At 69.4% G+C, this 20489-nt stretch carries 18 protein-coding genes; 6 read left to right on the top strand and 12 right to left on the bottom strand.

Annotation, left to right across the window (positions count from 1 at the left end):
• Nucleotides 1–29 precede the first annotated feature (29 nt).
• From AC07PA_RS11115 to AC07PA_RS11090, 6 genes are read right to left on the bottom strand one after another with little or no spacing between them, the layout of a single operon-like run.
• Entirely contained in the window at nucleotides 30–950 is a 921-nt protein-coding gene (locus AC07PA_RS11115; RefSeq protein WP_494605345.1) for a 2-hydroxyacid dehydrogenase, read from the bottom strand.
• Between the two features lie 44 nt (nucleotides 951–994).
• Entirely contained in the window at nucleotides 995–3016 is a 2022-nt protein-coding gene (locus AC07PA_RS11110; RefSeq protein WP_494605343.1) for an acetyl/propionyl/methylcrotonyl-CoA carboxylase subunit alpha, read from the bottom strand.
• Nucleotides 3017–3022: 6 nt separating this feature from the next.
• Nucleotides 3023–3742, bottom strand: coding sequence for a DUF4126 domain-containing protein (locus tag AC07PA_RS11105; RefSeq protein WP_494605341.1), 720 nt, complete (start codon nucleotides 3740–3742; stop codon nucleotides 3023–3025).
• Nucleotides 3743–3762: 20 nt separating this feature from the next.
• Complete coding sequence (locus AC07PA_RS11100) at nucleotides 3763–4560, bottom strand: enoyl-CoA hydratase/isomerase family protein (RefSeq protein WP_494605339.1); 798 nt, start codon at nucleotides 4558–4560, stop codon at nucleotides 3763–3765.
• 12 nt (nucleotides 4561–4572) lie between these two features.
• A complete protein-coding gene (locus AC07PA_RS11095; RefSeq protein ID WP_494605337.1) occupies nucleotides 4573–6180 on the bottom strand; it encodes a carboxyl transferase domain-containing protein in 1608 nt (535 codons plus the stop codon).
• Nucleotides 6181–6194: 14 nt separating this feature from the next.
• On the bottom strand, nucleotides 6195–7922 hold the full coding sequence (locus tag AC07PA_RS11090; RefSeq protein WP_494605335.1) for an AMP-binding protein: 1728 nt from the start codon (nucleotides 7920–7922) through the stop codon (nucleotides 6195–6197).
• 136 nt (nucleotides 7923–8058) lie between these two features.
• Between AC07PA_RS11090 and AC07PA_RS11085 the strand changes: the two genes are divergently transcribed.
• Together AC07PA_RS11085 and AC07PA_RS11080 are read left to right on the top strand one after the other, a co-directional pair.
• Nucleotides 8059–9141: an AraC family transcriptional regulator gene (locus tag AC07PA_RS11085; RefSeq protein ID WP_494605333.1), complete on the top strand. Its 1083-nt coding sequence runs from the start codon at nucleotides 8059–8061 to the stop codon at nucleotides 9139–9141.
• A gap of 70 nt (nucleotides 9142–9211) precedes the next feature.
• Nucleotides 9212–9880: a glutathione S-transferase family protein gene (locus tag AC07PA_RS11080; RefSeq protein WP_494605828.1), complete on the top strand. Its 669-nt coding sequence runs from the start codon at nucleotides 9212–9214 to the stop codon at nucleotides 9878–9880.
• 118 nt (nucleotides 9881–9998) lie between these two features.
• Here the strand turns inward: AC07PA_RS11080 and AC07PA_RS11075 are convergent, their stop codons facing one another.
• Nucleotides 9999–11861, bottom strand: coding sequence for an alkyl/aryl-sulfatase (locus AC07PA_RS11075; protein ID WP_494605331.1), 1863 nt, complete (start codon nucleotides 11859–11861; stop codon nucleotides 9999–10001).
• 13 nt (nucleotides 11862–11874) lie between these two features.
• Nucleotides 11875–12882, bottom strand: a complete 1008-nt coding sequence (locus tag AC07PA_RS11070) for a Bug family tripartite tricarboxylate transporter substrate binding protein (protein WP_007860674.1) — start codon at nucleotides 12880–12882, stop codon at nucleotides 11875–11877.
• Nucleotides 12883–12982: 100 nt separating this feature from the next.
• Between AC07PA_RS11070 and AC07PA_RS11065 the strand changes: the two genes are divergently transcribed.
• Nucleotides 12983–13885 carry a LysR family transcriptional regulator gene (locus tag AC07PA_RS11065; protein WP_494605329.1) on the top strand — a complete coding sequence of 301 codons (903 nt, stop codon included), beginning with the start codon at nucleotides 12983–12985 and terminating at the stop codon, nucleotides 13883–13885.
• Nucleotides 13886–13904: 19 nt separating this feature from the next.
• Here AC07PA_RS11065 and AC07PA_RS11060 read toward each other — a convergent pair whose 3' ends face one another.
• From AC07PA_RS11060 to AC07PA_RS11045, 4 genes are all read right to left on the bottom strand, one after another.
• Nucleotides 13905–15299, bottom strand: a complete 1395-nt coding sequence (locus AC07PA_RS11060; RefSeq protein ID WP_494605327.1) for a patatin-like phospholipase family protein — start codon at nucleotides 15297–15299, stop codon at nucleotides 13905–13907.
• A gap of 95 nt (nucleotides 15300–15394) precedes the next feature.
• The gene (locus AC07PA_RS11055; protein ID WP_007860670.1) at nucleotides 15395–16051 is read right to left on the bottom strand and encodes an HAD family hydrolase; all 657 of its coding nucleotides are present in this window, start codon (nucleotides 16049–16051) and stop codon (nucleotides 15395–15397) included.
• Between the two features lie 33 nt (nucleotides 16052–16084).
• A complete protein-coding gene (locus AC07PA_RS11050) occupies nucleotides 16085–16495 on the bottom strand; it encodes a YchJ family protein (RefSeq protein WP_494605324.1) in 411 nt (136 codons plus the stop codon).
• 11 nt (nucleotides 16496–16506) lie between these two features.
• Entirely contained in the window at nucleotides 16507–17214 is a 708-nt protein-coding gene (locus tag AC07PA_RS11045) for a DUF4197 domain-containing protein (RefSeq protein ID WP_494605322.1), read from the bottom strand.
• Nucleotides 17215–17323: 109 nt separating this feature from the next.
• Here AC07PA_RS11045 and AC07PA_RS11040 point away from each other — a divergent pair, with 109 nt between their 5' ends.
• The 3 genes from AC07PA_RS11040 (at nucleotide 17324) to AC07PA_RS11030 (ending at nucleotide 20484) form a co-directional block, all read left to right on the top strand.
• Entirely contained in the window at nucleotides 17324–17803 is a 480-nt protein-coding gene (locus tag AC07PA_RS11040; RefSeq protein ID WP_007860664.1) for a DUF421 domain-containing protein, read from the top strand.
• 189 nt (nucleotides 17804–17992) lie between these two features.
• Nucleotides 17993–18661 carry a response regulator transcription factor gene (locus AC07PA_RS11035; RefSeq protein WP_145695946.1) on the top strand — a complete coding sequence of 223 codons (669 nt, stop codon included), beginning with the start codon at nucleotides 17993–17995 and terminating at the stop codon, nucleotides 18659–18661.
• Nucleotides 18661–20484, top strand: a complete 1824-nt coding sequence (locus tag AC07PA_RS11030) for a sensor histidine kinase (RefSeq protein WP_494605319.1) — start codon at nucleotides 18661–18663, stop codon at nucleotides 20482–20484. The genes AC07PA_RS11035 and AC07PA_RS11030 overlap by 1 nt, the downstream gene beginning before the upstream one ends.
• Nucleotides 20485–20489: the final 5 nt, after the last annotated feature.

Genomic DNA, 20489 nt, shown 5'->3' with positions numbered 1-20489 from the left:
GCTGTGTCCTGTGCTCCGATGGTGCCCGGTCAGTAGCCACGCCCGGGATCCACGACCCCGGCCACGGCCTCGCCGCGCTGCAGCGCCGCGATCTTGCCGGCGATCTGCGCGATGCTCTCCTCGCGCAGCGTGCGCGCCGAGGTGTGCGGCGTGGCCACGATGCGCGGGTGGTTCCAGAACGGATGGCCCGCTGGCAGGGGTTCCTTGCGGAACACGTCCAGCGTGGCGCCGGCCACATGGCCGCTGTCGATCAGGGCCAGCAGGTCGTCCTCCACCAGGTGCGCCCCGCGCGCCACGTTGACCACATAGGCGCCCGGTTGCAAGCGCGAAAGAGTTTCGCGGTTCATGATGTCCTGGGTATCGGGCGTCAGCGGCAGCAGGTTCACCAGCACGCGGCTGGCAGCGAGGAAATCGTGGAACCCGTCGGTACCGCTGAACCCGCGCACACCCTCGATGGCCTTGGGCGAACGGCTCCAGCCGTTGACCGGAAAGTCGAACTGCGTGAGCGCCCGCGCCACCCGTTCGCCGAGCACGCCGAGCCCCATCACGCCGATCGGGAATTCGCTGCGCAGGCGCGGCTTGCGGTAGCCCCAGCGACCGGCCTGCATGTCGGCCTCGTAGGCGTCGAACTCGCGGAAGTGGCGGATGACGGCGTGGCTCACGTACTCGGCCATCTGCACGGCCATGCCCGCATCATCGAGCCGCACTACGCGCATGGAGGGCGGCAGGCGCAGCTTGAGCAGGGCATCCACGCCCGCACCGATGTTGAACAGCGCCTTGAGTGCCGGTTGTTCGTCCACGAACTGCTGGGGCGGGGCCCAGACGACGGCATAGTCGGCCTGGAGAGCCCCTGGTTGCCAGACGGAGATGGTCGCTTCGGGCAGGGCCGCCTGCAGGCCCTGGAGCCAGGGCTCGGCTTTGGTATCGGTACAGCAAAAGGTGATGTTCATGACCGCAAGCGTACCGCGCCCTGGCAACCCCCGTCCGCGTGCGGTTACGCCGCTGCTGCTGCGGCAGCAGCCAGCTTGAGCAACTCGGCCCCTTCGGTCACCTGGTCGCCGGGCGCATAGAGCAGTTCCTGCACCACGCCATCGGTTGGCGCGGCGATGGTGTGCTCCATCTTCATCGCCTCCATCACGGCCAGGGCCTGGCCCTTGGCGACCTTGTCGCCGGCCTTGACGGCGAACGACACCACCTTGCCGGGCATGGGGGCCGTGAGGCGCCCGCCCTCGGCCGCCACTTCACCGGAATGGGCCAGCAGGTCGATGGCCAGGATCTGCGTGGCCCCTTGGGGCGTGAACACATGGTCCAGCTCGCCCTGGGCATGCACGGCGGCGCGCGTGCGCTGGCCGGCGAACTGCAGGTCGATGGCATCCCCCGCGGGGGCAAACACCAGGGGCCCGGCCACCTGGGCAGCGCCCTCGCCCACGGCCAGGTGCAGGCTGCCGCCGCGCTCGTAGGTCAGCCAGGCTTTCACATGCTCGCCGCCAAACTCGAACTCGAACCGGCGCTGCACCACGCCATGCGCGTGGAAGCCATCGCGGCGGCTGAACGGATCGGCGCCCTCGGCCGCGCGCTCGTGCAGCAGGGCCTGCGCGACGGCACTGGCTGCGGCCAGCGGCAGGCCCACGTCTTCGCGCTTGAACAGCACGGCCTGCTCGCGCGGGATCAGCGCGGTGTCGAGCTTCGCCTGGGCGAACGAATCGGTGCGTGCCACGCGGCGCAGGAACTGCACATTGGTGGCCAGCCCCACGATATGGGTCTGGGCCAGGGCCTCGTCCAGGCGGGCCAGGGCCTGCTCGCGCGTGTCGCCGTGCACGATGAGCTTGGCCACCATGGAGTCGTAGAACGGGCTGATGGCATCGCCCTGGCGCACGCCCGAGTCCACGCGCACGGTGCCGCGCTCGAAGGCCACATGGGCCGGCAGCCCGTACACATGCAGCGCGCCCGTGGCGGGCAGGAAGTTGTTGTCGGGGTTCTCGGCGCAGATGCGCGCCTCGATGGCGTGGCCGGTGATGCGCAGCTGGTCCTGTGCCAGCGGCAGCGGCTCGCCAGACGCCACACGCAGCTGCCACTCCACCAGGTCCTGGCCGGTGATGGCCTCGGTCACGGGGTGCTCCACCTGCAGGCGGGTGTTCATTTCCATGAAGAAGAAGTTCATGCTGCCGTCGGCGCGCTGCTCGACGATGAACTCCACCGTGCCGGCGCCCACGTAGTTCACCGCACGCGCGGCGGCCACGGCGGCATTGCCCATCTGCTGGCGCATGGCCTCGGTCATGCCCGGGGCTGGGGCCTCTTCCAGCACCTTCTGGTGGCGGCGCTGCACCGAGCAGTCGCGCTCGAACAGGTAGACGTAGTTGCCTTGCGTGTCACCGAACACCTGGATCTCGATGTGGCGCGGGCGCTGCACGTACTTTTCGATCAGCACCGCGTCGTCGCCAAAGCTGTTGATGGCCTCGCGCTGGCACGAGGCCAGGGCATCGGCGAACTCGGCCGCAGACTCCACCGCGCGCATGCCCTTGCCGCCGCCGCCGGCGCTGGCCTTGATGAGCACCGGGTAGCCGATGCGGTCGGCCTCGCGCTGCAGCAGGGCGGGGTCCTGGTCGGCCCCGTGGTAGCCGGGCACCAGGGGCACGCCGGCCTTTTCCATGAGCTGCTTGGACTCGGCCTTGAGCCCCATGGCCTGGATGGCCGAGGGCGGCGGGCCGATGAACACCAGGCCGGCGTCGGCGCAGGCCTGGGCGAATTCCTCGTTCTCGCTCAGGAAGCCGTAGCCCGGGTGCACGGCCTGCGCGCCCGTTGCCTTGGCCGCACCGATGATGCGCTGCCACTGCAGGTAGCTCTCCTTGGGCGCACTGCCGCCGATGTGCACGGCCTCGTCGCACACGGCCACATGCTTGGCGCCCGCATCGGCGTCCGAGTACACCGCCACGGTCTTCACCCCCATGCGGCGGGCAGTGGCAGCAACTCGGCACGCGATCTCACCGCGATTGGCAATCAGGATTTTTGTGAACATAGGACTTCAAACCGCCTTCGCGGGGCCAGAGAAAAGAGAAGACAAGCGCCGCAGCACGGCGCGCAGAAACTTGAAGAGCACCACCAGCAGCAGCACTGAGACCACCAGCATCACCACCAGCACCACCCCGAAGGTCACGGGGTACTGCGTGGCGAGCCAGACCACGCCCACCACCAGCCCGTCCTCCAGGAAGGACAGGCCCCAGTTGGAGAACGGCTCGGGCGAGGTGTTGGCCGCAGCGCGCGCCGTCATCTTGGTGGCCAGCGAGGTGGCCGCGAGCGAGCCGCCCATCAGCCCGCCGACCAGCCCCATGGTGGCGCTGTCGGCCCCGAACACGCCAGCCGCCAGCAGCGCCCCGGCCGGCACGCGAATGAACGCATGCACGGCATCCCACAGGCTGTCGAACCAGGGCACCTTGTCGGCGAAGAACTCCACCACCAGCATGCAGCCGCTGACCGCCAGCACCAGGGGGCTTTGCAGCACCGCGAGGCCCGGGGGCAGCGCCATCCATCCGGCCCAGCCCATGGCGCCGACCATGAACACCACGGCATACAGCCGCACGCCGCTGGCCCAGCCCAGCGCGGCGGCCAGGGCCAGCAGGCCGGGCATGTCGAGCTGCTGGGTGGCACGCGCCACGCCACCGGCCACCTCGCGGGCCGTTCCCGCGTCCACGTGCAGGCCGATGGTGTGCAGCCACTGAACGATGCTGAGCCAGAGTGCGTCCATGGAAAGTCCTGGTGAGCGGATCAGCCTGCCAGCCAGGCCGGCTTGCGCTTTTGCAGGAAGGACTGCACGCCTTCGCGGCCTTCCTCGCTGGCGCGGATGTCGGCGATGCCCTGCACCGTGGCGTCGATCAGGCCGGCATTGATCTCGCGCTCGGCCACGTCGATCACCAGCCGCTTGCAGGCACGCACGGCCGCCGGGCTGGCACTGGTCAGCGCCTTGAGCAGCTCGGCCAGCTTGGCGTCGAGCGCCACGAAGTCCGGGTCGGCTGCCACCACCTCGTGCACGAAGCCGATGCGCAGTGCCTCGGCTGCGCTGAAACGCTCGGCCGTAAGGAAGTAGCGGTGCGCCGCGCGCGCACCCATGGCGCGGATCACATAGGGGCTGATGGTCGCGGGGATCAGGCCCAGCTTCACCTCGCTCAGGCAGAAGCCCGCCGTGTCCACCGCCACCGCCATGTCGCAGGCTGCCACCAGGCCCACACCACCCGCATACACGTCGCCCTGCACGCGCGCGATGGTGGGTTGGGGGCACTCGTAGATCACGCGCAGCATCTCGGCGAGCTTGCCGGCATCGGCCACGTTCTCGTCGCGCGTGTAGTCGGCCATGCGGCGCATCCAGTTGAGGTTGGCGCCGGCACAGAAGGCCGGGCCCTCGGCCGCCAGCACCACGGCGCGCACGTCGGCGCGCGCGCCCACCTCGGTGAAGGCGGCCGTGATCTCGGCGATGACTTCGTCGCTGAAGGCGTTGCGGATCTCGGGCTGCGTGAGCGTGATGCGCGCCACCGCGCCTTGGTAGATAACAGTGAGGTTCGTTCCCATGGTGACCAGTCCTTACATGCGAAAGAGGCCGAACTTGGTGTCTTCGATGGGCGCATTGCGCGTGGCCGCCAGGCCCAGCGCCAGCACGCGGCGCGTGTCGGCCGGGTCGATCACGCCGTCGTCCCACAGCCGCGCGGTGGCGTAGTAAGGGTGGCCCTGGTCTTCGTACTGGCGGCGGATGGGGGCCTTGAAGGCTTCTTCCTCGTCGGCGCTCCACTGGCCGCCCTTGCCCTCGATGCCATCGCGCTTGACGGTGGCCAGTACGCCGGCCGCCTGCTCGCCGCCCATGACGCTGATGCGCGCGTTGGGCCACATCCACAAAAAGCGCGGGCTGTAGGCACGGCCGCACATGCCGTAGTTGCCGGCGCCGAAGCTGCCGCCGATGATGATGGTGAACTTGGGCACGGCGGCCGTGGCCACGGCCGTGACCATCTTGGCGCCGTTGCGCGCGATGCCCTCGTTCTCGTACTTGCGGCCGACCATGAAGCCGGTGATGTTCTGCAGGAACACCAGCGGGATCTTGCGCTGGCAGCACAGCTCGATGAAGTGCGCGCCCTTGAGCGCCGACTCGCTGAACAGGATGCCGTTGTTGGCGATGATGCCCACGGCCATGCCCTCGATGCGCGCGAAGCCCGTGACCAGCGTGGTGCCGTAGCGCGCCTTGAACTCGTCGAACTCGCTGCCGTCGACGATGCGGGCGATGATCTCGCGCACGTCGAAGGGCTTGCGCGTGTCCACGGGGATCACGCCATAGAGCTCTTCACCGGCAAACTTCGGCGGCAGCGGCGCGCTGTCGGCCGGCGATGCGGCCTTGGCCTTGTTGAGGTTGCGCACCGCATTGCGCGCCAGTTGCAGCGCATGCAGGTCGTTCTGTGCCAGGTGGTCGGCCACGCCCGACAGGCGCGTGTGCACGTCGCCGCCGCCCAGGTCCTCGGCCGTGACGACCTCGCCCGTGGCAGCCTTCACCAGCGGCGGGCCGCCCAGGAAGATGGTGCCCTGGTTCTTGACGATGATGGACTCGTCACTCATCGCCGGCACGTAGGCACCGCCCGCTGTGCAACTGCCCATGACCACGGCGATCTGCGAGATGCCCTGGGCGCTCATGTTGGCCTGGTTGAAGAAGATGCGGCCGAAGTGGTCGCGGTCGGGGAAGACCTCGTCCTGGTTGGGCAGGTTGGCGCCGCCCGAATCCACCAGGTAGATGCAGGTCAGGTGGTTCTGCTGCGCCACTTCCTGCGCGCGCAGGTGCTTCTTCACCGTGAGCGGGTAGTAGGTGCCGCCCTTCACCGTGGCGTCGTTGCACACGACCATGCAGTCCACGCCGCTCACGCGGCCGATGCCTGCGATCAGGCCGGCGCTGGGCGCATCGTTGTTGTACATGTTGAGCGCGGCCAGCGGCGCCAGCTCCAGGAAGGGCGTGCCCGGGTCCAGCAGCATCTGCACGCGCTCGCGCGGCAGCAGCTTGCCGCGTGCCGTGTGCTTGGCACGCGCGGCCTCGCCGCCGCCCTGGGCCACTTTGTCAAGGTGGCTGCGCAGGTCGTCGACCAGGGTGCGCATGGCGGCCGCGTTGGCCAGGAAATCGGCCGAGCGGGCGTTCAATTGGGTGTCTAGGATGGTCATGCAGCGAATCTCTTTCAAGCAGTCTTTTCTTCGGCCAGGCCCAGCTGGTCCTTCATCTCGTCGCGGATCCTGAACTTCTGGATCTTGCCGGTCACCGTCATCGGGAAGCCCGCGACGAAGCGGATGTAGCGCGGCACCTTGTAGTGGGCGATCTGGCCCTTGCAGAAGGCGCGCACGGCCTCCTCGGTCAGCTCCTGGCCGGGCTTGACCACGATCCAGGCGCACAGCTCCTCGCCGTACCTGGCATCGGGCACGCCCACCACCTGCACGTCCTGCACCTGCGGGTGGCGGTAGAGGAACTCCTCGATCTCGCGCGGGTAGATGTTCTCGCCGCCGCGGATCACCATGTCCTTGATGCGGCCCACGATGTTCACGTAGCCCTCGGCGTCCATGGTGGCCAGGTCGCCGGTGTGCATCCAGCCGTCGGCGTCGATGGCCTCGCGGGTCTTGGCCTCGTCGCCCCAGTAGCCGTGCATCACCGAATAGCCGCGCGTGCAGAACTCGCCGCGCTCGCCCACGGGCACGGTCGCGCCGGTGTCGGGATTCACGATCTTCACTTCCAGGTGCGGCTGCACCTGGCCCACGGTGGAGACGCGCTTGGCCAGTGGAGTCTCGGTGCTGCTCTGGCAGCTCACGGGGCTGGTCTCGGTCATGCCGTAGGCGATGGTGATCTCGGACAGGTGCATCTGCTCGACCACGCGCTTCATCACCTCGGTCGGACAGGGCGAGCCGGCCATGATGCCGGTGCGCAGGGTGGACAGGTCGAACTCGGCAAAGCGCGGGTGGTCCAGCTCGGCGATGAACATGGTGGGCACGCCGTGCAGGCCGGTGCAGCGCTCGTCCTGCACCGCCTGCAGCACCGTGAGCGGGTCGAAGCCGTCATTGGGGTAGACGATGGTCGCGCCATGCGTGAAGCAGGCCAGGTTGCCCAGCACCATGCCGAAGCAGTGGTACAGCGGCACAGGGATGCACAGCCGGTCTTCCGGCGTGAGGCGCATGCACTCGCCGATGAAGAAGCCGTTGTTCAGGATGTTGCGGTGCGTGAGCGTGGCGCCCTTGGGAAAACCCGTGGTGCCGCTCGTGAACTGGATGTTGATGGGGTCGGTGGCCTTGAGCCCCGCAGCCACCTCGGCCACGCGCGCATCGGCCGCGTCGCCGCGCGCCAGCAGGTCCGAAAAGCGCAGCAGGCCCGGCTCGTCGGCGCCCTGCCCGGCCTCGTCGATCCACACCACGGTGTTGAGGTGCGGCAGCTTCACCGCGCCCAGGCGGCCCGGCTCCTGGCGCTGCCACTCGGGCGCCAGTTCGCGCAGCATGCCCAGATAGTCGCTGGTCTTGAAACGCGCCATGCTCACCAGCAGCCGGCAACCCACCTTGTTGAGCGCGTACTCCACCTCGGAGGTGCGGTAGGCCGGGTTGATGTTGACCAGCACCAGGCCCACCTGCGCGGTGGCCAGCTGCATCAGCACCCATTCGGCATTGTTGTGCGACCAGATGCCCACGCGGTCGCCGGGCACCAGGCCCAGGCCCAGCAGGGCGCTGGCCAGGCGCCGGGCCTCGGCCTGCAGGCTGCGGTAGGTGTAGCGCCGCTGCTGGTGCACGCTGACCAGCGCCTCGCGCTCGGGCTGGCGCGCCACCATGGCATCGAAGAAGTCGCCCAGCGTCTGCTCGATCAAGGGCACGTCGGTCGCGCCAAGGGCCAGGCTGGTAGTCAGCGGGGCGGGGGAAGGCAGGGCTGCACCCATGTTCTTGTCTCCTTGCGTGTCGCACTCCCGCACAGCGAGTGAATGGCGGGGCGATGTGCAAGCATAGGAGCCTGCCACGGCCCCTGCTTGACACAAAGGTTGCAAATCGTGCCACACCTCGGGCACACTGGCACCCGTGAAATCCCCCGCCCTTGCGGCCCCTGAGGGCCTGCCCGCCCCCAAGACCGCGCCCGCCGCCACCCCCATCGCCTTCGTGCAGGCGATTGCACTCGCTTACAGGCGCCGCGGCATGAGCCCCGCCTGGGCACTGGCCCAGGCACAGATTGCGCCCGGACTGCTGTTCGACGAAGGCGCCCGCATCACCGCCTGGCAGATGGAGGAGATCTCGGGCGCGGCCATGCGCGAGCTCGACGACGAGGCCCTGGGCTGGTTCGGCCGGCGCCTGCCCTGGGGCAGCTACGGCATGCTGGCGCGCGCCTCCATCAGCTCGCCCGACCTGGGCGTGGCGCTCCAGCGCTGGTGCCGCCACCATGGCCTGCTGGCCGACGACATCACGCTGCGCCTGGCGCAGGCCGACAGCACGGCCACGCTGGCCATCGTGGAGAACCGCGACCTGGGCTCCCTGCGCGAGTTCTGCCTGGTCTCGGTGCTGCGCAATGCCCTGGGCCTGGGCTGCTGGATGGTGGATTCGCGCGTGCCGCTGCTGGCGGCCGAGTTCGCCTTTGCCGCGCCACCGCATGCCGAGGCCTATGCGGTGCTGTTCCCCGGGGGATCGGTGCGCTTCAACGCCCCACGGACGGCCATCCACTTCGACGCGCGCTACCTCAGCCTGCCCCTGCGGCGCGATGAAGCCGCGCTGCGCCAGATGCTGCAGCATGCGCTGCCGCTCACCGTGCTGCAGTACCGGCGCGACCGGCTGCTGGTGGCGCGCGTGCGCCAGCTGCTGGGCGCGCCCGTGCAGGGCCACCCGGGCCAGGCACTGGCATCGCACAGCGCCGAGTCGCTGGCGCACCTGCTGCATGTGTCGCCGCGCACGCTGCACCGCCAGCTCAAGGAGGAAGGGGCCACCCTGCAAGGCCTCAAGGACGAGGTGCGCCAGGCCCGTGCCATGGAGCTGCTGCACCGCAGCGACCGCCCCATCAAGCAGGTGGCCGAGGCGGCGGGCTTCGTCAACGAGAAGAGCTTCATCCGCGCCTTCAAGGGCTGGACCGGGCATTCGCCCGCCGAGTACCGGCGCCTGGCCCGCACGGCGGCGTGATCTGCAACCGCACTGGCAGCGTGGGGAACCCCGCTGCCGTGCCCGCGCACTACACTGGCCCACGATGCCGATGATCCACCTGTACCACTGCGTCAGCGCGCGCTCGTTCCGTCCCCTGTGGATGCTCGAAGAGCTGCAGCTGCCGTACTCGCTGCACATGCTGCCCTTTCCGCCCCGGCTGAAGGCGCGCAGCTTCCTGGAATTGAATCCGCTGGGCACCGTGCCCCTGCTGGTGCAGGGCGCCGTGCGCATGACCGAATCGGCCGCCATCTGCCAGTACCTGGCCGCGGCCCACCCCGATGCCGGGCTGGACGTGCGCGCCGTGGACCCGGCCTATGGCGCCTACCTCAACTGGCTGCACATGGGCGAGGCCACGCTGACCTTCCCCCAGACCCTGGTGCTGCGCTACAGCCGCTTCGAGCCCCGGGAACGCCAGCAGCCCCAGGTGGTGGAAGACTACCGCCGCTGGTTCCTGGCCCGCCTGCGCGCGGTGGAAGCCGCCCTGGCCCATGGCGAGCACCTGTGCGCGGGCCGCTTCACCGCCGCCGATGTCTCGGTGGGTTATGCGCTGCTGCTGGCCGAGCACCTGGGCCTGTCGCCCGAGTTCGGCGAGCGCACGCTGCTGTACTGGCACCGCCTGCAGCAGCGCCCCGGCTATCAGCGCGCCATGGCCGCTCAGATCGAGGCCGCCGAGGAGCAGGACGTGCCGACCACACCCGCGCCCGACACCCGGCCCTGATCCCGCAGGTTCTGCTACGGACTTGCATTCGATCGTATGACCAGGCGGGGAGCCGCAGACAGTGCTTTGGCACGGCAAGGCGACCCAACGGCGTCAGACGGTTGAAGGCAGATCCGTGTCAGGGTTCGACCACATTGAACATGGGTTCGAACTCCTCGAGCATCGCCAGCAGGGCCTGGACCCGTGACAGATCTCCAGCCACGCCGACACGGCCCTCTGCGATCCCGCTGGCCAAGGCTGCGGCCACGCCCTCCCCCTGGGCCAGCAGCCGCGCCAGTTCTTCGTGGCTGACCGCGATGCAGGCATCCACGGCAATGTCCCCCTCCATGCGCCGGTAGGTCAGTGCCGCGTTGCCCAGGCTCAGCGACCAGTGCTCGCCGGTGTCGGTGACCCGCCAGCCCAGGTGCAGCACCTGGCCGCTGGCGCGTTCGGCCACCAGGCGCACGGCCAGGCAGTCGAGGAACATCTCCATCGGAACGGCCTTGAGCAGGTCATAGCCCAGGCTGCGCCGGGGGCCGGCGCGCACGCCATTGCGCAGTTCGCGTGCCGCCAGCAGGTAGGCATTGCGCCAGGTGGCGGACTCGCTGGCAAACCCGAGCTGCTCGAGCGCTGCGGCACACAGCGCGCGGGCGGCCTGGTGGGTCGGCTCGGCAAACACCAGGTGGGCCGTGACCTCGGCCACCCAGCGGTGCTCGCCGCGCTCGAAGTCGGCCTGCGCCCGTGCCAGCAGCGCCTGGGCTCCTCCCATGTAGTCGACATAGCGCGTGCCGGCGTCGACCGGCGGCAGCGCATGCAGGCGCGCCGGGTTGCCGTCGTACCAGCCCAGGTAGTGCTGCACCACGGCCTTGACGTTGTGCACCAGCGTGCCGTAGTAGCCCTGGGCATGCGTGACGCCCGCCAGCTCGGCCGGCAGGCGCAGCACCTCGGCGATCTCCACGGCGGTCTGGCCTTGGTTCATGAGGCGCACTGTCTGGTCGTGGGTGTACTTGTACAGGTCGCGCTGCTGGGCGATGAAGCGGCTCAGCTCCGCCTGGCCCCAGGTGGGCCAGTTGTGCTGGGCGAAGACCACGTCGGCATGCGGAGCGAATTCGTGCAGCGCCTCGTCCAGGTAGCGCGACCACAGGCGCGCATCGCGCACCTGGGCGCCGCGCAAGGGACACAGGTTGTGCATGCTGTGCTGGCCTATCTCGGCCAGGTTGAGCGCCCGCAGCCCGGGAAAGAAGAAGAACATCTCCGAGGGCGCCTCGCTCTCGGGGGCCAGGGCGAAAACGATCTCAACGCCGTCGATCACGTGGCGCTCGCGGTCCTTCTCGATGGTCAGCGTCGGCGGTATCAGCGTCACCGTGCCGTGCGGCAGGCTCTTGCCCAGGCCGCAGTCGACCTGGGCGCAGACGCCGCGCGCCAGGGTGTGGCCGAACTGGAACTGCGAGCGCCGCGACATGGCGTTGCCGGCCACCATGTTCTCGGCCACGGTGTGCCAGACGAAGCCCGCGGGCGCGATGATGGGCACGCGCCGGCGGATCGCGTCCTGCTCGTCGATCACGCCGCGCACGCCACCGAAATGGTCCACGTGGCTGTGGCTGTAGACCACCGCGGTCACGGGCCGCTCGCCACGGTGCGCGCGGTAGAGCCGCAGCGCGGCCTCGGCCGTCTCGGCACAGGTCAGCGGGTCGATGATGACCACGCCCGCGTCGCCTTCGATCAGCGTCATGTTGGCCAGGTCGAACCCGCGCACCTGGTAGATGCGCTCGGTGACCTGGAACAGGCCGTGCGCCAGGTTGCGCCGCGCATGCGCCCACAGGCCCGGGTGGACCGTGGGCGCCGGCTCGGCCTCGTCCAGGAACTCGTAGCCCGCCAGGGTCCAGACGATGCGGCCCGTGGCGTCGCGCACCTCGGCGTGGGGCCAGGTGGCGATGAAGCCCCGTGTCACGGGGTCTTGCCCAAAGGGCGCAGGGTTGTGGGTGGTCTTGTGGGTGGCCATGTGATTGCCTTGATCAATCCAGTTGCGCGCCCGAGGTGCGCACCAGGCGCTCCCAGACCGGCAGGTCGGCCGCATAGCCCTGGCGGAACTGCTCGGCCGTGCTGCCCACGGCCAGCATGCCCAGCTGGGCAAAGCGCTTGCCCACCTCGGGCGTGGCCACGGCCTGCTGCGCGGCCTGCTGCAGGCGTGCCACCACCGCGGGCGGTGTCGCCTGCGGCACGGCCAGGCCGAGCCAGCCCAGCACCCGGTACTCGGGATCGGCAAAGCCGGCCTCCGCGAAGGTGGGCACCGCGGGCAGCAGGGGCAGGCGCTGGCCGCCCGTGACGGCGAGCGCGCGCAGCTTGCCCGCATCCATGTAGGGCTTGGCAGAGATGGCACTGCCGATGGTGAAGCTCAGTTGCCCACCCACCAGGTCCTGCAGCATGGGCGCCTCGCCCTTGTAGGCGATGTGGGCGATGGGCGCCTTCCAGCTCGATGCCATGTGCGCACAGGCCAGGTGCGGGTACGAGCCCGCGCCCCACGAGCCGCAGTTGCCGCCATCGCCCTTGGCACGCAGGGCACGCTGCAGGTCGGCCACGCTCTGGGCCGGCGAGCTGGCGGGCACGAGCAGCAGCAGCGGCGACGTGGCCACCAGCGAGACCAGGCCCAGGTCCTTGCGCGGATCGTAGGGCAGCCTTGCATAGAGAAAGGGGTTGGTCAGCAGCGACTGGGTCAGGCCCACCAGCACGGTGTGGCCATCGGGTGCGGCCTTGGCCACCGTGCTGGTGCCCAGGATGCCGCTGGCGCCGGGCTTGTTGTCGACGATCACCGGCTGGCCCAGCAGGCGCGCCATCTGCTCCGCAAGGGAGCGGGCGACCACGTCGGTGCCGCCGCCCGCCGGGTAGGGCACGACCAGGGTCACGGGCTTGTGGGGAAAGTCCGCTGCCGGGGCTTGGGCCAGGGCGGCGGGCGCGGCCACCGCGGCGCATGCGGCCAGCAGGCCTGCCAAGGCCCAGCGGCGCGGGAAGGAAGGGATCGTCATGGCTTGTCTCCTTGTTTTGCAGGCATGCAGGCCATTCTCGACAGGCTTCAAATGAATATCCAATGCAAAATATGGTGTCTCTTTTTAAATAAACCGCAAAATGCAGCTGCGCCAGCTCCGCCACCTGATCGCCCTGGCCGAACAAGGCAGCTTCGGGCGCGCGGCCGAGGCGGTGCACCTGTCCCAGCCGGCGCTCTCGCGCAGCATCGACAACCTGGAGGAAGCCCTGCAGGCCAGGCTGGTGGACCGGGCCTATGGCCAGGTGCGTTTCACCACGGCGGGCGAACTGGTGCTGGCGCGCGCCAAGGCGCTGGTGGCCGATGCCGACCAGATCCCGCGCGACCTGCAGTTGCTGCAGGGCCTGGTGGTGGGCCAGCTGAGCGTGGGCCTGGGGCCGTTTGCCGCCGGGATGCTGGGTCGCCCCGTGCTGGCACATATGGCCCAGCGCCATCCGCAGCTGTCGATACGCATCGAGGTCGCCGATCCGAATGCGCTTGCCGAGCGCCTGCACCGCCGCCAGCTGGACCTGTTCATCGCCGACACGCGCGACCTGCAGCAGCAGCCGGGATTGCAACTCAAGCGCCTGCCCAACATCCCGGTGTCGTTCTTCGTGCGCGCGGGGCATCCGCTGCTGGCCTTGCAGCCCGTGGCGCTGGACCAGGCCATGGACTACCCCGTCGCCGGCCCGAACCTGCCCAGCGGGGTGGCGGCGCACTTCGACGCCCAAGTGCAGCGCAAGGACCGCTCCTTCTTCAGCGTCGTCTGTGACGACCTGGGCACGCTGCAGCACCTGGCCCTGACCGCGAACGCGGTGATCCTCGCCCCGGAGCATGCGGCCTTCCACCATGGCGCCGAGTCGCTGGCGCGCCTGCCGATCCGCAGGCAGGCGCCGATGCAGACGCACTACAGCATCGTGTGGCTCACGCACCGCACCCTGTCGCCGGCGGCCCTGGCCTTCACGGGGCTGGTGCGCGCGATGATGGAGCCGGACCAACCGGCATGATTGCTCTGCCGCGCAACGGCTACTGCGGCGGTGCCTGGGGCGCGCGGTACAGAGGCAGCGACTTCACCAGCGCCCGGAACTCGGGCGAGTGCCGCAGCACGCTGCCGCCGGCCTCGATCAGGTCCGTGACCTCGTGCTGCTCGATGGAGAACGCCGTGGGGATCTGCAGGAGGCGCGGGCGCGCCACGTCGTCGGGCGAATCGCGCAGGTTGACCGGCACCACATGGATCTCGGCGTTCGGTGCGAACACGTCACCGCCGGCATGCGGGTGGGTGGCCAGGGTCTTGCGCCACTGCTCGGTGATGTCGCGCAGGAACTCCTGCGTCTCGCGCGTGGCGCGCGCGCCGGTGCCGAACAGCAGCGCATCGACCACCTGGAACATGTCGGGCACCTTGTCGCTGGTGTCTATGTTGAACGAGGGGTCGCGCTCGGCGTTCACCGTGATCAGCACCAGCTTGCGGATGCTCCCCGGCGGAATGCCCACCTCGCTGAAGCTTTCGCGCAGGCCGCCGCCCGCCAGGGCGCGGTCGAGCAGGCGCTGCACGCCGAGGTTGTCCGACAGGCCCCCGTCCACGAGGTGGATGAAGGGCTTGCGCCGGGCGTCCAGGTAGCTCTGCTCGTGGGCCCGGTACAGCCGGGTGCGGTAATCGCCGGCCGTGGCCCGTGCCAGGGCCGTGCCCACCGGCCGGTCGGTGCACTGGTCCGCATGGTTCTTGAGGGTCATGGGGCTGAGCAGCAGCGGCACGGCCGAGGAGGCCGCCACCGCGAAGGACAGCGGCACCGTGCGCAGGTCCGAGCAGATCAGCGCGAACTGGTCCCAGGTGAACTCGAAGCCCGTGCCCAGCGACATGTCGGTGGCCGTGATGAACAGCTGCGGGTGGCGCGGGCGCTTTTCCACGTCGCCGAAGGTCTTGCCGGCATAGAGCTCATCGAGCCGGCGCGCCAGCAGGTGCGTGCGGCCGAGCCAGGGCGAAGTCAGGTCGATCAGATTGCCCGGGCGCAGGGCCTGGGTGATCAGGCTGTTCTGGAAGTTCTGGCGCAGGAACTCGTGCTCGAAGCGCGGCAGCCCCTCGATGCCATGCGCCGCGTAGTAGGCCGCCACGATGCTGCCGCCCGAGACACCGCTGACCACATCGGTGGCATCGAGCAGCGTGGTGCGCTGGCCGTTCCATTCGAACACCGTGTTCTGCATCTCGGTGAGCACGCCAAAACCGAAGGCCGCCGCGCGCGCGCCGCCGCCCGAAAGCGTGACCGCCACCAGGATGCTCGGATCGCGCTGGGACGGCCGCTGCGTGACCGACTGCTCCGCCAGGGGCATGGACTCGTTGATCCAGGGCCGCACGGACGAACACCCGGCCAGCACAACCACCAATGCCGCCCCCACCCCACGCACCATCGATTGCAGTGTTGCCACAGGCTCCCCCTCCCGGCGCGGCAGGAATGCGCGCTCTGCGGGGGAGTTTAAGAGAAGGCTGCGCGCTTGCGTGCCCGCTTGCCCCCTCGGGTGGCTCAGCAGCCCAGCAGGGCCGGCAGCTCGGTCATGCTGCGGAATACCTGTGACGCCCCCGCCGCACGCAGAGCCTCATCGCCCATGCCCAGAGGCGAGTAGGCGAATACCGTGGCGCCCGCGGCCACGCCGGCCGTCACCCCAATGGTGGTGTCCTCGACCACCGCGCAGCGCGTGGGGTCGGCCTGCAGCGCGGCAGCGGCGGCCAGGTACACGTCGGGCGCGGGCTTGGTGTGGGGCACCTCGTGGCCGCTGAAGATGCGGCCCTGAAAGTACGGCATGAGCCCCACCTTGACCAGCTGCATCTCCACCTTGAAGCGGTCGGCCCCCGAGGCGCAGGCGATGCGCCCGCCGTGGTGGGCATGCACGCGCTCGATGGCGGGGTGGATGTGTTCGATGGCCACCAGGTGCAGGTCCAGCTCGGCATTGCGCCGGGCGTAGAAGCTCGCCATCCACTCGTCGGTCAGAGGCTTGCCGGTCTCGGCCTCGATACGGGCCGTGGCGCTGCGCACCGTACGGCCGATGAAATAGTCCATGCACTCTTCGTGCGTGATGGCCCAGCCCGCTTCGTTGAGCATGGTGCGCAGCACACCGTTGGTGATGTGCTCGCTGTCGACGAGCACGCCGTCGCAGTCGAACAGGATGGCTTCAAAGGTCATGGGTCAAGGCTCACAAAAAGAGAAGGATGGCGGTCACTGCTGGTCGCCATCGACATAGAACCAGCGCCCGCCCTCGCGCACGAAGCGGCTGGTCTCGTGCAAGCGCACGGCGCGGCCGCCCACGCGATAGCGTGCAACGAACTCGACTTCGGCCGTGTCCTCGCCCGTGCTGCGCTGGCTGCGCACCGCCAGGCCCAGCCAGCGGGCGCAGGGGTCGAAGTCGAGCTGCGCGGGCCGGGTGCGTGCATGCCAGGTGGCCTGCAGGTAGTCGGCGCGCTCCAGCACGAAGGCACTGTAGCGCGAGCGCATGAGGCTTGGCGCATCGGGCGCGGGCGTGGTGTCGAAGTGCTCCACATAACGGCCACAGCAGTCGGCGTAAGCCAGGGGCTTCTGGCGCGCGTTGAGCTGGCCGCAAGGGCAGGCGGTGTTGTCGGAAGACGCCATGGCGAAGCCTTTCAGCGCAGTGCTCCGAACACTTTTTTGGCCAGGGCGCTACCGGCCGCTGCGGGGTTCTGGCGGATGGCGCGCTCTTCCTCGCCGATCATGAGGTACAGGCCGTCAAGCGTGCGCCCGGTGACGTACTGCGCCAGGTTGGCGTCCTCGGCCTTGAGCAGGCCGAAGCTGGCGGCCTTGCCGGCAAAGGCGTTGTACTTCTGCGTGAGGCCGACCTTCTCGGTGGCCTGGTTCACCACGGGCAGGAAGCGCTCGCCCAGCGGGGCCCGCGTCTTCTCTGCAAAGAAGGCCGTCACCGAGGTGTCGCCCCCGGTCAGAATGTTGCGGGCGTCGATCACGGTCATGCTCTGGACGGCCTGCACCAGCAAATCCTTGCCCAGTGGCACGGCGGCTTCGGCGGCACGGTTGAGGGAGGTGACCAGCTCGTCGATACGCCGCCCCTGGCCCAGCGACTTCAGAAGCTTGGCGGCATCGTCGAGCTGTCCTGGCAAGCCGATGCGCACCCGGGGGTTGCCCAGGAAGCCGTCGGGCCGCCCGAGCGAGGCAACGGCCGCCTGCACGCCCTGAGACAGGGCGGCCTTGAGCCCGCCCGAGGTGTCGGCGGCCGACAGATCGGCCAGCGACAGGGCATGGGCCCGGGTGGCAACGGCCAGCAGCAAGGCGCCCAGGGCCCCCGCGCTGGCATGGTGGTGGAATTCGCGACGCAGCATGCGTGGTATCTCTCTGGTCAAACACAAGGAACGGCAAGGTCCGATTTTCGCCCACGCGCAGACCCCGTAGACTGGCACCCACGGATATCCATGTCCGAGGAGTCGAACCATGTGGGAAATGAGCGTGCCCTGGTGGGAGTTTGTGCTGCGCGGGATCCTGGTCTACGTGTTCCTGCTGGTCTTCCTGCGGCTCACGGGCAAGCGCCAGACGGGGCAATACGCACCGTTCGACCTGGTGCTGCTGCTGATCCTGTCCAATGCCGTGCAGAACTCGATGAACGCGGGCGACAACTCCCTGGTCGGCGGGCTGATCTCGGCCAGCACGCTCATGGGCTGCCATGTGGTGCTGGCCAACCTGACCTTCCGTTTCGGGTGGCTGGAGCGCCTGATCGACGGCACGCCGCGCGTGCTGGTGGACAAGGGCCAGGTGCATACCGAGCTGATGCACAAGGAACTGCTGTCCACCGACGACCTGGAGGCCGCGCTGCGCGCCGGCGGCTGCCTGCACGTGCACGAGGTGGAGCGCGCCACCATCGAGACCAACGGGCAGATCACCGTGGTGCTGCGCAAGCGCGACAGCGCGGGTTGATCGATCCGGCAGTGGGCGGTGCCGAGCGAGAGCAGGCCCTTAAGGTATCCGGATGTAGCAGACCTGCCTACGCCTCCCCGCAGCGACTGTGCACGCGCATGCCAACCCTACCTGGGTAGGGTTGGCGCCGCAGCCATCTTGCGGAACACTTGGCAGAATTTGCCCTCTCTGCGGGTTTCACACCACCGAATGTCTTCCACGCCCCCCTACGCCATCATCCTGGACGACCACCCCCTGGTGGCACGTGGGGTTGCCGAGTTTCTGCGCTCGCTGCGCCCGGACATGGAGATGCGGCTGGCCACCGACGCAGCCGACTGCCTGCAGCAGGTGGCGACCCATGGCGCACCGGCGCTGGCCCTCATCGATTTCTGGCTGGCGGAAGGCGCAGCGCTGGGCCTGATCGCCCAGCTGCGGGCCAGTTGCCCCGGCACGGCCATAGCCGTCATGAGCGGCGACGACGACCCGCTCCTGAGCGAACGCGCGCGCGCGAGCGGTGCGCACGGCTTCCTGCACAAGCAGGACAGCCCGAACACCTTTGCCCAGGCCGTGCATGCGCTGCTGGGCGGCCTGACCTGGTTCGTTCCGGCCGGGCGCGTGCAACCCGGCGGCCTGCGCAGCCGCGAGCTGCCCGTGACCCCGGCCGAGCTGGGCCTGTCCACACGCCAGGGCGAGATCCTGGCCCTGGTGCTGCTGGGCCAGCCCAACAAGCGCATCGCGCTGGACCTGGCCTTGTCGGAAAGCACGGTCAAGGAGCATGTCACCGCCATCCTGCAGCGCCTGGGTGCACGCAACCGCATCGAGGCCATCACCCAATTGCGCGGGCGCAGGCTGGTGCTGGCCACAGGGCCTGCGGGCTGATGGCCTCGCCTGCGGCAGCACCACCGGCCGAGGGGTCCGACGACGCCCCCATCAGCATGGAGGGGCAGGCCCGCCTGCTGCAGATGACCTTCGGCTTCCTGCTCACCAGCATCTTCGTGCTGCCGCTGGTGTCGCTGGCGCTCACGCTGTTCTACGCGCAGGGGCACGATGCACGGTGGATGTGGGTGTGGTGCGGCTTCTACGCCCTGTTCGCGCTGGTGATGTCCGTGCAGCGGCGCCTGCACCTGCGCGACCGCAAGCGCCTGGATGCCCAGGCCATGGTGCGCAAGTGGAAGCCCCGACTCGAAGCATGCGCCTTGCTGCACGGCGCCGGCATCACCGCGCCCATGGCCATCGTGGCCGGCCATGCGGACTATGACTTTGCCTTGCTGCTGCTGGTGACCAACGCCGCCATCGTGGTCGGCAATGCCACCCTCCAGACGCCCGTGCTCAGCGTGTTCATGCGCCTGTACATGGCGGGCTGGAATGCATCGCTGCCCCTGCTGGTCTGGGTGTTTCCGGGGCACTGGCATGCCGTCCTGCCGTTGGCGCTGCTGTTCAGCCTGGCCATCTACCGCCACTCCAACGCGACGCACCGCTTCTTCGTGCAGCAGGTGCGGCTGGAAGAGCGCGGCGCGCAGCTGGCTGCGCGCTACCTGGCGGCGCGCGACGAAGCCCAGGCCGCCCTGGAAGAGAAGAACCGCTTTCTGAGCACCGCCGCGCACGACCTGCGCCAGCCCGTGCACGCCATGGGGCTGCTGGCCGCGGCCATTGCCCGGCGCAACCACGACCCGGGCCTGTCCGCCCCGCTGGCCGACCTGCAGCGCAGCGTGCACTCGGTCAACCGGATGTTCAACTCGCTGCTGGACCTCTCGCGCATCGAAGGCGGCCATGTGGCCGTGCACGCCGTACCGGTGGCCCTGGAGGCCCTCTTCGGCGACGTGCTCACGCTGTTTCGCGAGGAGGCGCGCACGCGCGGGCTGCAGCTGCGCGTGCGCCCGCCGGGTCCCCAGGCCGCCGTGCTGGCCGATGCGGACCTGCTGCGCCAGTCGGTCGTGAACCTGGTGCACAACGCACTGCGCTACACCTTGCGCGGCGGCGTGCTGCTCACCGCGCGCCGGCGCCGCGGGGGCTGGCAGATCGAGGTCTGGGACACCGGCGTGGGCGTGGCCCTGGAGGACAAGCTGCGCATCTACACACCGTTCTACCGCCCGCAGCACGCCTGGAACATCGGCAACGACGGCCATGGCCTCGGCCTGGCCGTGGTGGCACGCTGCGCCAAGCTGATGGGCGCCGACTACGGGCTCGCATCGCGCCTGGGCAGGGGATCGCGGTTCTGGCTGCACCTGCCCGCGGCCACCCTGGTCGCCAGCCACGCCCTGCCTGCCCGCCACAGCGGCCTGGCATGGGACGCCGGCGGTGGCAGCCCGCCTGACCTGGGTTCGCTGTCAGGCACCTGCCTGGTCATCGACGACGACCCGCAGGTGGCGACTGCCTGGGCCGCGCTGTTGCAGGCCTGGGGCATCAGCGCCCGCTTCGCCAGCTGCGCCAGCGAGGCCTGGGCGCTGGTGGACACGGGCTTCACCCCAGGGGCCATTCTGTGCGACCAGCGCCTGCGCTCGGGCGAGAGCGGCTTTGACATCCTGCGCGCGCTGATGGCGCACTGCCCCGGCGCCTACGGTGCCATGGTCAGCGGAGAACTGCACTCGCCCGAGCTGCAGGAAGCCGAGAGCGAGGGCTACCTGGTGCTGCCCAAGCCGCTCGACGTGGTCCGGCTGCATGCCCTGCTGGCCCAGTGGCTGGAACCCCGGCACGGCCGCTGACGGGA

It is taken from the genome of Acidovorax sp. GW821-FHT09B03, assembly GCF_059418305.1.
The sequence above is the reverse complement of the archived record's forward strand: the minus strand, read 5'-3'. Positions and strand labels throughout refer to the sequence as shown.